The following is a 16,244-nucleotide window of genomic DNA, read 5'->3' as shown; positions in this document are numbered from 1 at the left end:
TAAAAAGTCAGGATGATTTCCATCATTTTTGGCAAAACAAAGCCAATTAATTACATCATTGTGCTTTCGTTTTTGTTCGTTTTTTATTGGTCAGTTCATTTTGCCCTTTTCAATAAATTTTATGTGGCCGAAGAACTAGTGGGTCAGGTTTTAATACTTGCTTTATTGCTGTTCAGCATTTTTGTGGTCAATTTTATTGTCAAGAGAAACAAGATTACGGGCACCAACTCATTTCCCTTAATGTACTATGCGTTATTGACGGTAATCTTTCCTGAAACGTTAGCAGACTCGAACGCCATTTTTTCAAGCTTTTTTCTTCTGCTTGCGTCTAGGCGATTGTTGAGTATGCGCTCGCTCAAGAACATCAAGTTTAAGATATTTGATTCGACCTTATGGATATTGGTATCTACCCTGTTTTATGATTGGGCCGTATTGTTCTTACTATTGGTTTTCGCCGCCATCTATTTTTATCAGCCAAAGATCAAAAAAAACTGGTTGGTGCCCTTTGCCGCTGGATTCACTTTTTTCATGATTACCGAATGCGTCTTGGTTTTGGCCAACAGTCAAGATTTTCTGGCCAACCACTACCAATTTAAGTTCTACCCCAATATGGTCTATTTTTCATATTGGGGGCACAGTACAAAGTTGATATGCTATGTATTGGGTACATTTCTTGCGGGGCTCATTGCTTTTTTAAAATTGGGCAAGGGTAGTGTCGGCCAAGTGGTAACTATGAGATTGATAGCACTGTCGTTTATCATAGGAATTGTTTTAAATGTGCTTAAACTATCGGATAATGTTTATCCGATTATGGTCACATTTTTTCCCGCGGTAGTGTTTTTCACCAAATATATCGAATCGATCAGAAGGCCGAACATCAAAGAAATTATCTTAATGGTCAGTATAGCATTGCCATTTCTGGTGTTTGCAAGTAGCATGGCATTAAAATAACCGGTTCAACTTCATGAGCCAACAAGGTACAATTGATACCTTTGCAAAAATTATGAGTTATGTTCAGTGATTTAGCATTTAAGATTTTCGAAGAAAGTATTCAAAAATATCATATAAAAGATACTGTTGACCAACCCTTTGTGAACCCTTATGCCAAAGACGATATCGCCCGTTTGCTCTATCGAAAAAATTGGATAGATACCGTGCAGTGGCATTATGAAGATTTGATTCGAGACCCTGAAATCAATCCTAAGGAGGCGTTGGTATTGAAGAGAAAAATCGATGCAAGCAATCAAGACCGTACCGATTTGGTCGAGTATATCGACAGCTATTTTCTTGAGAAATACAAATCGGTAGAAGCAGATGATGACGCCACTATTAATACAGAAAGCCCTGCATGGGCTGTAGACCGACTGTCTATTTTGGCATTGAAAATCTACCACATGCAAGAAGAGGTGTCGCGCATAGATGCTTCGCCAGAGCATATTCAAAAATGTACTCAAAAATTGAGTGTATTGCTTGAGCAAAGAAAAGATCTTTCAACGGCCATTGATCAGCTAATAGCTGATATTGAATCTGGAAAAAAGTACATGAAGGTGTATCGCCAAATGAAAATGTACAATGACGATGAACTGAATCCCGTTCTTCGTGCCCAAAAATAAGAAACATCTTCTGGTCATAAGGCTTTCAGCCATGGGCGACGTTGCAATGACAGTGCCCGTACTAAAGGCGCTTCAGCAACGTTATCCTGATTTGGTGCTTACGGTATTGACCAGAAAATTCTTCGCTCCGATGTTTTTTCAACTATCAAATTTGAAGGTGTTTGAAGCTGATGTCAAAGGAAGACACAAAGGAGTCTTGGGTCTTTGGAAGCTGTACAAAGAGCTGAAATCGCAAAACCTTGACGGGGTGGCGGATCTACATAATGTTCTTAGAAGTAATATTCTAAAGAAATACTTTACTCTGACAACAATTCCTTTTAAGCAAATTAACAAAGGGAGAAGCGAAAAGAAGGCACTTACTTCGGGAGGAAAAGGAGCTTTTGTGCCTTTAAAAAGTACGCACGCAAGATATGCCAATGTATTTGCAAAGCTCGGCTATCCTTTCGAGTTGGAAGGAGATTTTTCTTTGGCCAGGGAAAAGTACCCTGAAGCAGCCACAAAAATAATAGGAGTAGAGGCCAAACCCTGGATTGGCATTGCCCCGTTCGCGGCATTTGAAGGGAAGATGTATCCTAAAGAACTGATGGAGCAAGTGATTCAACAATTGAGTTCAACCAATCGGTATAAAATTTTGTTGTTTGGTGGTGGCCAACATGAAAAGGAGATTTTGGCGCAATGGCAATTGAGATTTGATGATGTTTTTAGTATGGTGGGAATTCTTTCCTTTCAAGAAGAATTGGCACTTATATCAAATCTTGATATTATGTTGTCTATGGATAGTGGAAACGGGCACTTGGCGGCCATGTATGGTGTACCCGTAGTAACGTTGTGGGGCGTAACTCACCCCTATGCCGGTTTTGCCCCTTTTGGGCAAAATGAGGAAAACTCAATTCTTTCCGATAGAGAGAAATACCCTCTTATCCCAACCTCGGTTTATGGCAACAAAATGCCCGATGGTTATGATAAGGCCATGGAAAGTATTTCTCCCTCAAAAGTTGTCAATAAAGTAGAACAGATACTCTCAAAAGAGTAACTTTTTTAATTCGCAGACCCGTAAACAGTTTGATGGTTTAAGCTATTGTCCCTTTTCGGTTCCAAAGATTTAAAATACTGTCGTAGTTGCGACATGAACCTATATTTTCTTGCACTTGGGGCAATTTCGACCATCAGGGTTCTTACGCCAATATATGCGCTCATTAAGTAGACCGCTACACCTTCGCTATCTACATGCCTATCGATATATCCGTTAAATTTGCCGCGTTGAATGGCCGAAACAAGGTTGGCTTCCCAAATTCGTAGAATATCATTCAAATGCTTCATGATGCGCTCATTCTTTCCGTTGAATTCGTTGACGAAATTACTTAGCACGAAACCAAAATCCAATTCGTTATGAACAGCGGTTTCCAACGCTTCTTCAAAACAACTTGTAATAAGGTCTAAGGTATTTTCGTGTCCTTCAATGGGTTCAATCAGCATACTATACATCTTTCGAACCAATAGGTTCTCTATAATTTGAATAAAAAAATCTTCCTTTGATTCAAAGTGGTAATAGAAGGCTCCTTTTGATAGCGATAATTCTTTGAGAATATCGTCGACACTTGTATTGTAATAACCGTTTTTATAGAAAAGTTCCAATCCGGTTACTTGCATTCTTTGCATGGTCGCCATGCGTTTTAAAGTCTTGTCCATTTTAGTAAGATTTGGGTCTAACAGACTGCTAAGTCTCTAACAAAGAACCCAAGGAAAACGTTTTCGCTCAATCTAAATGGATAAACGGACCTATATTTTCGGTTAAATAACCAAACACCGACGAACTACACAATTTCTAAAAAAATAAACCGACTTGATAGTCGGTTTAAATGATACTATTGTAGGGTGAATAACCTTTAAGAATAGACGGACGGAACTATATTAGTTTAGGTGACCGTGCCTTGGCAGCTACTACCTGCTCCAGCAGTACAACCGTAGCAGTGCTGAGAAATAATAATATTGCGGTCATTTAAAACTTCCTCGTTATAATCTTTAATATGGTTGACCTTGCTGGCCACCTTAAGACCTAACATTTGATTAAAATCACAATCGAACAGCCAACCATCCCAACTAACGGAGATGGTATTGGTACACATAACGTTCGCTACCGCTGCCGGATTATAGGCTTCTACTAAAGAGTACATGTAATCTTCGTAATTGTCAGAAGCGATCAAGTAGTCTAAAAATCTAGATATGGGCAAGTTGGTAATCGCAAAGAGATTGTGAAATTCAATATTAAAATCTTCTTTTAGGGCTTTTTTAAAGTCACGTTCCATGGCAGCTTGGTCACTAGGTAGAAAGGCGCCTGATGGGTTGTAGACTAAGTCGAGTTTTAAAGGACTATCCGGCATTCCGTAACCCACTTCATTCAATTTTTTCAATGCCTGTATCGATTTGTCGAAAACTCCATCTCCACGTTGTTTATCGGTTTTTCCCCTAGTATAGTGAGGCATGGAAGATACTACATGAATATTGTACTCTTTAAAGAAGTCTGGCAGGTCATTATACTTCTTGTTGGCCATGATAATGGTCAAATTAGACCTAACGATAAAATCTTTTATACCGACCTTGGCGGCTTCTTCAACAAACCATCTAAAATTAGGATTCATTTCCGGCGCACCGCCGGTAAGGTCCAAGGTATGTGCACCTGTGTGTGAAATGACATCGAGACATTGTTGCATAGTTTCTTTGGTCATAATTTCCTTTCTATCAGGGCCGGCATCAACATGGCAGTGCTCACAGACCTGGTTGCACATATAGCCCACATTGATTTGGAAAATTTCTAATTTTTTAGGGCGTAAGGGATACTGCCCAATATTTGAGAGCTTATCCTTAAAACGGGGAAGTTCACCATCGGCGAACACGCCTCCACTAAGAATGTCTAATTGTTTATTTGTTTCAGCAAGTTCATTATGCCTTGCCTTGAGGGATTTTGTTGCCATAATAATGGTTTCGTTTTAGCCCAAAAAGAGCATTTTAGTGCAAACAAAGTTTTACATACTCAACTTGTTGTACTTGTTCATCATCTGTACGCCATGTACCAAAGTAGCCCCACTTTCAATGGCGGCACCGGCATGAACGGCCTCCATCATTTCTTCTTTGGTAATACCGCGCTGTAAGCCATCTTTAGTATAAGCATCTATACAGTAGGGGCATTTGACCACGTGGGCTACTGCAAGCGCTATGAGTGATTTTTCGCGGGCCGATAGTGCTCCTTCCTCAAATACTTTGCCATAGTAGTCGAAAAATTTTTCTCCTAACTCTTCGCTCCACTCGCTAATTTTTCCAAATTTTCTTAAATCCGCCGGGTCATAATAATTATTAGCCATCTTATTTTTTCTTTTTAGTGTTTGTGATTAATCCTATTATTCAATTAGTCTGTTTTTTGCTTGTGACCATACATTCGTATACGATTGTTCATCGTTTTTTCTCGTGCATTTAAAAGCAAGACTGATATTTTTTGTAAGAACTAAATGTCGCCAAAGTCTCTTCAAATTCTAACATGTTAATAAAGTTTACAAAATGTATAGGAAACACACGCATTTTTATAGATTTTTTAGCAAAAACACTCAACGTTTTGGCATAAGAATTGTTCAAATTGAAATCGTAATCAAGACTTATATAAATTGAATTTACTATGGATAATTTAACAGCTTTATTAATGATTGGGTGGCTTTTCGGAATCTTTGGTCTTATATATACAATTGGTCTGGCAAGAAAGAAGTCTACTAACGACAGGCCTGTTTTTGTACCTATTAAAGTGCAGAAAAGTTCCCGTCAAATTTTCAAGAGTAAAAATTAAAATTGATTTTCTCGACCCGTAAGTCGATTCTTAACTGAAAGTTTAATTAATATTCAAATCAAAATGACAAATAGAGCAAACACAACTTCGAGTTGGAAGGTTTACCTGTTTTCAGCCCTGATTGCCTTAGCGGTAAGTTTTGCCGTTATAAAAGGGTATCAAATGACTCAGAACGATGAAATTAAAATCACCCAAGTAAGTGGGGTTGATGGAAAACATGTACTGTACACGGCAGATGATGAAGGTAATATCAAGCCGCTTGACTTTACTGAGACCAGTGAGAAGGTATTAGATGCAGTAGTACATATTAAATCAATTCAAACCCGCCCTCAGAACAACATGAGCGGTGCCAGAGAATTGCCAGATCCTTTTAAAGAGTTTTTCGGTGATATGTTCAAAAACCAAATGCCAGAAGGTGGTATGCAGTCACAACCATTGATAGGTACCGGTTCCGGGGTTATCATAAATGAGAAGGGTTATATCGTTACCAACAATCATGTAATTGATAATGCTGACGAGGTAGAGGTGACCCTTTATAATAATGAATCTTATAAGGCAAAAGTAATTGGTGTTGACCCGACCACTGATTTGGCACTTTTACAAATAGACGCCGATGATTTGCGAACCATGGCGCTGGTAAATTCTGATGATGTAGAGGTAGGTGAATGGGTGTTGGCAGTTGGTAACCCACTGGGTCTGAATTCAACCGTAACGGCCGGCATCGTTAGTGCGAAAGCACGTAGTATCAATATAAATAAAGAAAAGTTTGCTGTTGAAAGCTTTATCCAGACCGATGCGGCCATTAACCCAGGAAACAGTGGTGGAGCTTTGGTCAATCTTGAAGGAAACCTAGTAGGTATTAATACGGCAATAGCCAGTAGAACGGGAAGTTATACCGGTTATGGTTTTGCGGTGCCTAGTAATATAGTTACCAAAGTTGTTGAAGACTTACTAAAATATGGTAGTGTACAGCGAGGTATGCTTGGTGTGAGCATTAGAACTATGGATGGATCTTTGGCCAAGGAGAAAAATGTAAGCTTCTCAAAAGGCGTTTGGGTAGAAAATGTGGGCGATCAGAGCGCTGCTGACAAAGCCGGTATTGAATCAGGTGATATTATTACGAAGGTTGATGGTGTGCTAGTTGGCACTTCCCCAAGACTACAAGAGATTATTGCCAGTAAAAGACCGGGTGACAAAGTGGCCGTTACCGTTAGACGTGATGGAAAAGAGAAGGAATTTGATGTGATTCTAGAGAACGCGAACGGAACAACTGAGATTGTAAAACACGAGAAAAAAGAGGTTCTTAATTTATTGGGTGCAGATTTTGAGACTTTAGATGCCAAAATGGCCGAAAAGCTGAACATTGAAAGTGGTGTTCAGGTCACAAGGCTTTACCCTGGTAAAATACGTAAGCAAACCCAAATGCGTGAAGGGTTTATTATTACCCGAATCGATGGAAAACGTATAAAGGAGGTTGAAGATGTAGCAAAAGCCCTTGAAAACAAGTCAGGCGGCGTTATGATAGAAGGTGTTTACGAGGGTTCATCGGAGAAATATTATTACGCTTTTGGAATGGATTCTTAATATATCCGTTTCATTTTAAGTAATTTTAATGCCGCGGTGCCTTTCACGCACCGCGGCATTATTTTTTCACCAAAATGAGAGATTTAAGAGATGTTGCATCATTAGGTCTAATTCTGTCGGGCGGTGGTGTTCGGGGTATGGCCCATATAGGTGTAATTAAGGCATTAAATGAATATGGCATATCGGCAAACATTGTAAGCGGAAGTAGTGTCGGTGCGTTGGTGGGTGCTCTTTATGCTAACGGTAATACGGTTTCTGAAATGCTTTCTTTCTTTAAAGAAACCCCTCTCTTTAAATATAACTTCTTGACTATAGTAAAGCCAGGCTTTATTGATACCGATAGGTATTTTGATGTTTTTCGCGTCTATTTTCCAGACGATAATTTCGAATCTTTGCAAAGAGAGTTGCATGTAGTGGCTACGAATTTGCAAAATGGTGATTTAGGATATTTTTCTTCTGGAGAGCTCATCGCGCCTCTTTTGGCCTCCGCTGCTCTTCCACCGGTATTTAGTCCTGTTGAAATAGGGGGTGAACTCTTTGCCGATGGCGGTATAATGAACAATTTTCCTTTGGAACCAATTGAAGGTAAGGTCGACTTTATACTAGGAAGCAATGTTTCTGTGATAGGGCATCTGGAGAAAAACGCGTTAAAGAATTCCATACAGCTGACAGGTAGGGTAACAGGACTAATGATTTACGCCATCAATAGGCAAAAATTGGAAGCATGCGACCTGTTGTTGGAGTTCAAAGATTTGGAGCATATTGGCGTACTTGACAGAAAAGGAATTGAAAAGGCATATGCCATAGGTTATGACCACACCCGAGAAATTCTTGACATAGTACTTTCAAATTAGAACATACTGCTTAAAAGAAGGGTGGCGACTATCCATAGAACTACTGAGATAATACCCCCAATGACCAAGAAATGTTTAAAGCGATAGATACCCATACTAAAAATGAGCGCATTGGTCTGATAGCCCAGCGGTGTGAAAAAGCTGAAGTTAGCCGCAAACATCACTGATAAAATAAAGGGCTTGACATCAAGTTCCAGCCCATTGGCCAGCGAAATACCTATAGGGGCCATAATTATGGCCGTCGCATTATTAGAAACAACACTGCTTAATAACATGGTGGTCAAAAATAGAATTCCAATAACGATCATAGGTTGTTGTCCGCTCATATATTCAAGCAAGACTTGGGTTATCCACTTATCGGCCTCGGCATTGCTCATGGCAATTCCTAAGGGAATCATTCCTGCCAACAGAAATATAATCTGCCAGTTGATTTTTTCATAGATTCGGTTGAGTTCAACACATTTGAACAAAAGCATTGCAAGCGTTCCCGTTATAACGCTGGTCATTACCTCAAACACGCCTGTAGCAGCCAAAGCAACTGTACCGAGTAGTATTAAAATTGACAGGTTACGTTTTATAACAGTTGAGGGCGGTCGACCTTCAAACTGATTGAGTACCGCTAGATTATTACTGTTCTCAAAATTCGGAACATAATCGGGGTCGGTCTGTATCAAAAGCCTATCACCAACGCGAAGCCTAGTAAACTCTCGATTGCTCTGATAAAGCCTTCTCTGAAGACTTGTTAATTTTTTTCGTTTGTTGACGGCCAAAGGTATGGCCCTCGGTACAATCATTCTTTTAAGCTCTGCTAACGTGCGGCCAACAAAACGTGAACCAGGTAACAGTAGTAGTTCGAGCAATACGGCATCCTTTTCTTTTTCAGTTTCTTGGGTATCCGGATCATCTTTCTTTTTTCGCTTTCCGCCCACCCTCTTTATTTGGGTGCTTGAACCAGGCTTGATTTGGTCTAAATGCTCGACATCAACTTCAAAATAACCTTGGCCGCGCATCCATTGAAGGTTTTCAAGACTACAATGAAGAAGTATCACATCATTGGCATGAATTTCCATCTCTTTATTGAGCAGATTTTGATCTAATCGATTTCTCGTAATTCTTAGAACGGTAATATCCGACTCTTTGAACATGAAAGAATCCCCTAGCTTTTTACCGACCAACGAAGATTCTGGGTCAACGGTTAAGGTCAATAAATAGCGGTCGAGATCATACTTATCCGATAATCCGGCGGCATTTTTTGGCAAAAAGCGGTAAAATAAGGCGATTATTAGTACAGAAATACCCAAGAAGGTGATACCCATTAAACTGAATTCGAAAAAACCTAAACGTTCACCTGTATACCGAGAAGAGATGTTGTTGACCAAAAGGTTGGTCGATGTACCCATCAATGTACAGCTTCCACCTAAAATACTGGCAAAAGAGATGGGTAATAACAATTTGCCGGGCGGCATTTGATACTTCTGTTTGAGCTCGGCGACTATTTTGATGAATACGATAACGACAGCTGTAGAGCTGACAAATGCTGAAATACTGCCAGCAATGAGCATTACCGCGACCATGGCCAAGACCATCGGCCAACTTTTCAAGACCTTTAAACCTTTGGCCAACCATGAAATAGCACCGTTTTCCTCAAGACCTATAGCCAATATCATCAGACAGAGTATGGTGATGACCGCCTTATTCGAAAAACCACTGACCGCTTCCTCAGGTGTCACAAGACCGGTCAGCAAAAGAGCGGCAATTATGCAGAATGAAATTTTATCGATGGGAAACACCTCAAAGGCGAACAAGACAATGGTTGCGCCAATGATGAGAAAAACCAGAATGATTTCCCATGTCATATCGAAGAGCATTAGATATTCTTGCAAAGGTATTCTAAGCCTTGGCAGGTTGTACCCCAATCGCAATAATTGCGAGTGCTAATGCTTTTACAATATACTCGCCAAAAAATATACCGATATATATTTTTAACTGTTGTTTCTATACATCGTCGTAATCAACGGTAAGGCTAGGGGTAATCGGCAGCGCTTGGCAAGTTAGAATAAAGCCTTCTTCAATTTCACCGTCGGTCAAAATCTGATTTTTGACCATTTCCGCTTTACCTTCGGTAACTCTGGCGATGCAGCTACTGCAAACCCCACCTTGACATGAATATGGGGCATCGATATTTTCTTTGAGAACCGCATCAAGTACGCGGTCTTTCTTATCCATAGTCAAAGAAAACTCCTCATCGTCCAGAATAATCTTTAGTTGGGTCTGACCTTCGGCATCAACGGGCATATCATCAAGAATTTCAGTAGTGGTGAAAAGTTCAAAGTGTATTTTGTCTTTAGGTATGTCGTTTTCTTGAAGCATATCTGATACAAGATTAATCATACCTTCAGGTCCGCAAAGATAAAAGGCATCAAATTCAGTGTCTTTGTGCTTGTTCTTTAAAGCGTAATTGACCGTTGAGCTATCGATTCTACCAAACAACGAATTGTCTTCCTGTGTTTGACTGGTAATGAAGTAGGCAAAAAACCTGTCAGGATAATCAAGCTCTAATTTGGCCAATTCAGTATAGAACATGGTCTCTTTGTGAGACTTGTTACCATATACAAGAACAAATTTATTTTTCGAATTGCTAGAAAGCACGGTCTTAACAATGCTCATTATAGGTGTTATACCGCTACCTGCGGCAAAGGCAGCAATATTTTTCTGCTTTTCGGAAGGAGAAAAAGTAAAGCGCCCCTCTGGTGGCATAACCTCTAAAACATCACCAACGGAAAGTTTGGTGTTGGCAAAATCAGAAAAACCGCCGCGGTCTACTTTTTTTACACCGATGGTGAAACAATCACTTTTCGGTGAAGAACAGATCGAGTAAGCCCTTCTCAACTCTTTTCCCTTCAATTCTTTTTTGACGGTTATGTATTGACCAGGGGTAAAATCAAAAGTTTGAATTAGTTCTTTTGGCACAGCAAATGTGATGGCTACTGAACTTGGTGTCAAGGGTTTGATGTGTTTTACCGTAAGCGGATGAAATTGGGCCATGTTAATCTGTTTAGTACAAATGGAAAGGCAAAATTAAGCATTGGCCCTACTATTTGAAACGTATTGGCAAAAAAATAGTTTCTAGGTGTAACAATTAGTATCTTTCGTACACTCATTCTTCATAGCAATAGTTCTTTTGATGATCAAGCACTTCACTAACCTTCAATGGAAATCTTTCTTTCGCTCTTCTTCATTCGGAAAAGGGTTGGCAATGAAGATTTTTATGGGTTTTTTGGGTGTTTATCTATTGGTTTCGTTGGCAATGGCCGGTGTGGGCATGTATTTTGCCCTAGAGAAAATTTTCCCGGATGATGACCCTTTTTTGATGGTCAACCGATTCATCATTTATTCATTTCTTTTAGAAATTTTTGTCCGTTATTTTTTTCAGAAGCTTCCAGTGATGGATGTAAAGCCCTTTCTGACCCTGCCGGTCAAGAAAAGTGCCATTACCCATTATATTTTAGGGCGTTCCGCTTTGTCGTTTTACAACTTCATGTCCCTCATTTTTTTTCTTCCCTTTTGCGTAGTTCTCATAACGAAAGGCTATGACAGGCTCAATGTGATTGTTTGGCTGCTGGCGATATTGGCTATCGTTCTTCTTATTAACTACATAAATTTTCTTGTAAATAAGAGTGACAAGGTGCTTCTGGTAGTAGCAAGTATCTTGATAGGCTGTTTTGCTTTTGAGTATTTTGATGTACTGCCCTTAACGGTCTATTTCGGTCAACTTTTTTATTCTTTATATGAGCAACCTTATTGGCTGTTCGTGCCAGTGCTATTATTGGTGTTTGCTTATTACGCTAACTACAGTTTTTTAAAAAGAAAATTGTTTTTAGACACCACCTTGCGCAAGAAAACCAAACACGTGGTGACATCAGACATGACATGGACACGTCATTTTGGCCACATTGCGCCCTTCTTGAAACTTGACTTAAAGCTTATATGGCGTAACAAGCGTACTAAAACACAGGTCTTTATTTCTTTGGCCATGATTTTCTATGGCTTGATATTTTATACCATGGGTGATTTTGGCCCTAATTCACCCATGATGGTCTTTGTAGGCATTTTTATGACCGGTGTTTTTTTGATGAACTTTGGCCAATTCATACCATCTTGGGATAGTGAGTATTACAGCATGATGATGTCGCAGAATATTCCCTTGCGGAATTACTTAGAGTCAAAGGCCAAGCTTATTTACGTAAGTGTAGCCGTTATGTTTCTGTTGTCCATTCCGTACATTTATTTTGGTTGGGAAGCCTTGGCCATCAATTTGGCGTGCGCACTTTATAATTTGGGTGTTAATACGCCAGTGGTTTTGCTCTTTGGGTCGCTGAACAAAAAGAGAATTGATTTGGCGAAAAGTGCAGTGGGCAATATGCAAGGCGTAAGTGCAGCACAATTTCTTGTGGGTATACCCCTATTCGGGCTGCCGATGGTTCTCTACAGCGTATTGTATTATTCGGCCTCGTTTCAGGTGGCAATTGTGGCCATGGGTTTGGTCGGTCTGATTGGTTTTTTATGCAGAAAGCAATTGATCGATATGACCACCAAAGCATATCGCAATAAAAAATATAGAATGATTGCCGGTTTCAAAGAAAAGAACAGTTAATCCAATAGTTCCAATTTATGATTGAAGTAGAAAACCTTAGCAAGACGTACAACGGAAAGACTGTTTTGAATATTCCTCAATTGAATATCACCAAGGGACAAAGTTTTGGTTTAGTAGGTAACAATGGCGCAGGTAAAACTACATTTTTTAGCCTTTTGCTAGATTTGATCCAGCCAACCACAGGTCATATTGTTACAAATAATGTTCGGGTAGATCAAAGCGAAGATTGGAAACCTTTTACATCATCTTTCATTGATGAATCTTTTTTGATAGGATACCTTACCCCTGAAGAATATTTCTATTTTATCGGGGAACTTCGTCATCAGAACACAGCCGATGTCGATGCATTATTGGCCAACTTCCAAGAATTTTTTCACGGAGAAATATTGGGTCAGAACAAATATTTAAGAGACCTTTCTAAGGGTAATCAGAAAAAGGCGGGTATTGTTGCCAGCTTTATCGGTCAGCCAGAAGTGGTGATTTTAGATGAACCCTTCGCTAATTTAGACCCATCCACCCAAATCAGGCTCAAGGGAATCATAAAAGAATTGGCTGCGCAAAAGGGGGTAACCGTTTTGGTTTCCAGCCACGATTTAATTCATGTAACTGAAGTTTGTGAACGAATAGTTGTATTGAATAAGGGTGAGGTGGTGAAAGATATTGAGACCTCCGCTGAAACTTTAAGAGAATTAGAAGCGTTTTTCTCTGGATCTTCTTTTTCGGCCCCTGGCGAAACCATCATTTCTTAGTGGGTGAATGGTATATTCTTTTTGAAATGAAATTTATGAAAACCGACCATTGGGTCGGTATCAGCGTTGGGGTTTAAGAGGCCTTGTACCTGATTCATCGATAAACTACTCCTTCTTTTCTTTAAACTGTATAAAAACAGCCATAAAATGTTCCGGCCACTTATTCACTGACCTGTCGGTCGGTTAAGTTCAGTTCTTTTTTTAATGTAGGGGGCTTGTTTCGAAAGGTTTTATTGGTATTAAAGTCGCTATTTTAGAGATTATTTATGTTCTAAAGTCCTGCTGGTACAATTTCCGAGGCTTTATCGCTTCAACGGCTTTGATTAAAATATTTTATCGATGAAATACATAATAATCCCGTTCTTTTTTAGTTAGAGTTACGTACACAGATTTACAATTTTGAAGCTATATAAAAAACTGGTCTTGATTTCGGTTCTGGGGGGCATCGCGATATCGTCTTGCTCTACCAAGAAAGATACGTTCGTAAACCGAAATTGGCATGCGCTCAACACCAAATACAACACTCTGTATAATGGCAATATTGCCTTTGAAGAGGGGCGCACAGAGCTAAACAATACTTACCATGATGATTACTGGGAGGTGCTTCCGGTAGAGCGCCTAGAGGTTACCGACGAAATCAAACTAGACTCTGAAGATAACAACCCTAACTTCATAATTGCTGAAGAGAAGGCCACGAAAGCCATACAAAAACATAGTATGGATATTAAAGATGTCGAGCGAAACCCACAAACTGATGAAGCTTTTTTATTGTTGGGCAAGGCCAGGTATTTTGACCAAAGGTATATTCCCGCATTAGAGGCTTTTAACTACATCATCAACAAATATGATTTTAGCGACAAGATTGCTGAGGCACGTATCTGGCGTGAGAAGGTAAATATTAGACTTGAGAATGAAGAGTTGGCCATTAAAAATTTGAAGTGGCTAATGAAATACGAAGATTTGAAAGAGCAAGAATATGCCGATGCACGCGCTATGATGGCTCAGGCATATATTAATCTTGGGGTTATCGATACAGCTGTTCAGCAACTGAAGATTGCATCTTATTATACCAAGAAAAACTCTGAGAAGGGTCGTTATTATTACATAATAGGCCAGCTATTTAACCAATTAGGGCATAAAGACAGCGCCAACTACGCGTTTGATAAGGTAATTGACCTAAATCGAAAATCACCAAGGGTTTATATGGTGAATGCAGAAATAGAGAAGATTAAGAATACCGATGTTACTTCTGAAAATCAGGAGCTGATGCTTGAGTATCTCACCAAAATGGAGGAGAATCGTGAAAACAGACCCTTTTTACATCTAATTTATCGTCAAGTCGCCGAGTATCACTTGAATCAAGAGAACGATAGCTTGGCATTGCTATACTTCAACAAGTCGCTAAGGGCCACCCAAAATGAGCCTAAATTAAATGCTCTGAATTATGAGAACCTGGCAGTTTATAATTTTGATAGAAACATATATAAGTTGGCAGGTGCCTATTATGACAGTGTTCTGACCAACTTAAATGAGAATACTAAAAAATACCGCTCTACCAAGAAGAAACTTGATAACCTTGAAGATGTAATCAAATATGAAGACATCGTTCATCACGCCGATAGTGTAATCACTGTATACGAAATGCCCCAAGAAAAAAAGGTGGCCTATTTTGAAGAGCACATTGCTAGTTTGAAAAAGGCACAGGAAGCGGCGGCGAAAAAAGAAGAGAACAGAATGAATGCGGGCTTTGCTCAATTTGCCCAAAGCAAAGGGGGTAAAGAGAATAAAGGCAAGTTCTATTTTTATAATTTGACCAGTTTAGGTTACGGCAAAAATGATTTCGCCCAACGATGGGGCAAAAGAGAACTGGCAGATAACTGGCGTTGGAGCGATAAAAGTCGTTCTTTGCCGGCAGAAGCGACTAACGCTGTTGCGGCAAACGACCAACAAGGTTTGGGTGAAGAAGCTGCTGATGACCGCATGTCCGTCGATTTTTATCTTAACCAGATTCCTCAGGAAGAGAGTACTATTGATAGCCTCCGCACTGAAAAAAACTTTGCCAACTATCAGCTGGGGTTGATTTATAAAGAGAAATTCAAAGAGAACGTTTTGGCTGCCGAAAAGCTTGAAGATGTTCTTGCCTCCAATCCTGAAGAAAGACTGGTATTGCCTTCTAAGTATAATTTGTATAAGATATATGAAGAAGAGGGTAGTCCGTTATTGGCTTCGATGAAGGCCGATATACTTAAAAACCATGGTGATTCTCGTTACGCCGAAATCATTTTGAACCCTAGGGCCGTTCTTGAGGGCGATGAAGATAGCCCGGCTGCACGTTATGCCGCCCTCTACAGACTTTACGAGCAGCAAGAGTTCTTGCGCACGATTACTGGTGCTGAAGAGAACATTGAAAAATTCACGGGTGACCCAATCGTTCCGAAATTCGAGATGTTAAAAGCGAACGCCATAGGCAGGCTCAATGGTTTTGAACCGTTCGAAGAGGCCTTGAACTACGTCGCACTTACCTACCCTAATTCCCCCGAAGGCAAAAAGGCAGAACAAATAGTGTCAGAGGAATTACCAAAATTGGCCGTTACCGAATTCTCTGCAGAAGAAGGCTCTACAGGTACCGATAACTGGAAAGTTGTTTTTCCTTTCAGAAGAAGCAATAATCAGATTGCTTTGAGAGTTATGAAAGAGCTAGAAGACGCAATCATAGATTTAAGATACAAGAATAGGGTGTCAAAAGACATTTATACGCTGGAAGAGCAATTCGTAGTAGTACACGGTTTTAAATCGAAGGACTACGCTCTAGGGTTCGCAGAACTTATAAAATTTAACAAGGATTACCTTATTGACAATGAGAATTTTGTAATTTTATCTAGCAACTACAAGACGGTACAAGTTCATAAAAACCTACAAGATTATAAGAATCAGATTTTAACCCCAAAACCATAACAA

At 39.7% G+C, this 16,244-nt stretch carries 13 protein-coding genes; 8 read left to right on the top strand and 5 right to left on the bottom strand.

The annotated features are described in order from the left end of the window. Window positions 1–12: 12 nt before the first annotated feature. From IL356_RS03675 to IL356_RS03665, 3 genes are read left to right on the top strand one after another with little or no spacing between them, the layout of a single operon-like run. The gene (locus IL356_RS03675; RefSeq protein ID WP_121847153.1) at window positions 13–951 is read left to right on the top strand and encodes a hypothetical protein; all 939 of its coding nucleotides are present in this window, start codon (window positions 13–15) and stop codon (window positions 949–951) included. Window positions 952–1,010: 59 nt separating this feature from the next. Then, entirely contained in the window at window positions 1,011–1,613 is a 603-nt protein-coding gene (locus IL356_RS03670) for a DUF4254 domain-containing protein (protein WP_121847154.1), read from the top strand. After that, window positions 1,600–2,646: a glycosyltransferase family 9 protein gene (locus IL356_RS03665; protein ID WP_317125488.1), complete on the top strand. Its 1,047-nt coding sequence runs from the start codon at window positions 1,600–1,602 to the stop codon at window positions 2,644–2,646. Before IL356_RS03670 ends, IL356_RS03665 begins: the two co-directional genes overlap by 14 nt. Window positions 2,647–2,651: 5 nt before the next feature. On the opposite strand, the gene IL356_RS03660 is transcribed toward IL356_RS03665, so the two are convergent. The 3 genes from IL356_RS03660 to IL356_RS03650 all read right to left on the bottom strand — a co-directional run bounded on the left by IL356_RS03660 (window position 2,652) and on the right by IL356_RS03650 (window position 4,972). Further along, window positions 2,652–3,302: a TetR/AcrR family transcriptional regulator gene (locus IL356_RS03660; protein ID WP_121847156.1), complete on the bottom strand. Its 651-nt coding sequence runs from the start codon at window positions 3,300–3,302 to the stop codon at window positions 2,652–2,654. Window positions 3,303–3,529: 227 nt separating this feature from the next. Beyond that, complete coding sequence (gene arsS, locus IL356_RS03655) at window positions 3,530–4,585, bottom strand: arsenosugar biosynthesis radical SAM (seleno)protein ArsS (protein WP_121847157.1); 1,056 nt, start codon at window positions 4,583–4,585, stop codon at window positions 3,530–3,532. A gap of 51 nt (window positions 4,586–4,636) precedes the next feature. Continuing rightward, the gene (locus IL356_RS03650) at window positions 4,637–4,972 is read right to left on the bottom strand and encodes an arsenosugar biosynthesis-associated peroxidase-like protein (protein ID WP_121847158.1); all 336 of its coding nucleotides are present in this window, start codon (window positions 4,970–4,972) and stop codon (window positions 4,637–4,639) included. 536 nt (window positions 4,973–5,508) lie between these two features. Here IL356_RS03650 and IL356_RS03645 point away from each other — a divergent pair. Both IL356_RS03645 and IL356_RS03640 read left to right on the top strand, forming a co-directional pair. Continuing rightward, window positions 5,509–7,029, top strand: coding sequence for a Do family serine endopeptidase (locus tag IL356_RS03645; RefSeq protein ID WP_121847159.1), 1,521 nt, complete (start codon window positions 5,509–5,511; stop codon window positions 7,027–7,029). 74 nt (window positions 7,030–7,103) lie between these two features. Continuing rightward, entirely contained in the window at window positions 7,104–7,883 is a 780-nt protein-coding gene (locus IL356_RS03640; RefSeq protein WP_121847160.1) for a patatin-like phospholipase family protein, read from the top strand. Here IL356_RS03640 and IL356_RS03635 read toward each other — a convergent pair. Together IL356_RS03635 and IL356_RS03630 are read right to left on the bottom strand one after the other, a co-directional pair. After that, the gene (locus IL356_RS03635) at window positions 7,880–9,739 is read right to left on the bottom strand and encodes an SLC13 family permease (protein ID WP_121850550.1); all 1,860 of its coding nucleotides are present in this window, start codon (window positions 9,737–9,739) and stop codon (window positions 7,880–7,882) included. The genes IL356_RS03640 and IL356_RS03635 overlap by 4 nt on opposite strands. Window positions 9,740–9,878: 139 nt before the next feature. Beyond that, window positions 9,879–10,928 (bottom strand): ferredoxin--NADP reductase, encoded by a 1,050-nt coding sequence (locus IL356_RS03630; protein ID WP_121847161.1) that lies wholly within the window; start codon window positions 10,926–10,928, stop codon window positions 9,879–9,881. 139 nt (window positions 10,929–11,067) lie between these two features. On the opposite strand from IL356_RS03630, the gene IL356_RS03625 reads away from it, so the two are divergent. The 3 genes from IL356_RS03625 to porW all read left to right on the top strand — a co-directional run bounded on the left by IL356_RS03625 (window position 11,068) and on the right by porW (window position 16,241). Next, window positions 11,068–12,537 (top strand): DUF5687 family protein, encoded by a 1,470-nt coding sequence (locus IL356_RS03625; protein ID WP_121847162.1) that lies wholly within the window; start codon window positions 11,068–11,070, stop codon window positions 12,535–12,537. A 17-nt stretch (window positions 12,538–12,554) separates the two neighbouring features. Beyond that, window positions 12,555–13,286, top strand: a complete 732-nt coding sequence (locus IL356_RS03620; RefSeq protein ID WP_121847163.1) for an ABC transporter ATP-binding protein — start codon at window positions 12,555–12,557, stop codon at window positions 13,284–13,286. A gap of 399 nt (window positions 13,287–13,685) precedes the next feature. Further along, entirely contained in the window at window positions 13,686–16,241 is a 2,556-nt protein-coding gene (gene porW, locus IL356_RS03615; RefSeq protein WP_121847164.1) for a type IX secretion system periplasmic lipoprotein PorW/SprE, read from the top strand. The last annotated feature ends 3 nt before the right edge of the window (window positions 16,242–16,244 follow it).

Origin of the sequence: Euzebyella marina, assembly GCF_014855515.1 — a bacterium.
In the GTDB taxonomy this organism is placed as follows: domain Bacteria; phylum Bacteroidota; class Bacteroidia; order Flavobacteriales; family Flavobacteriaceae; genus Euzebyella; species Euzebyella marina.
Note: the sequence above shows the minus strand (reverse complement) of the source record. Positions and strands in the feature narration are given on the sequence as shown.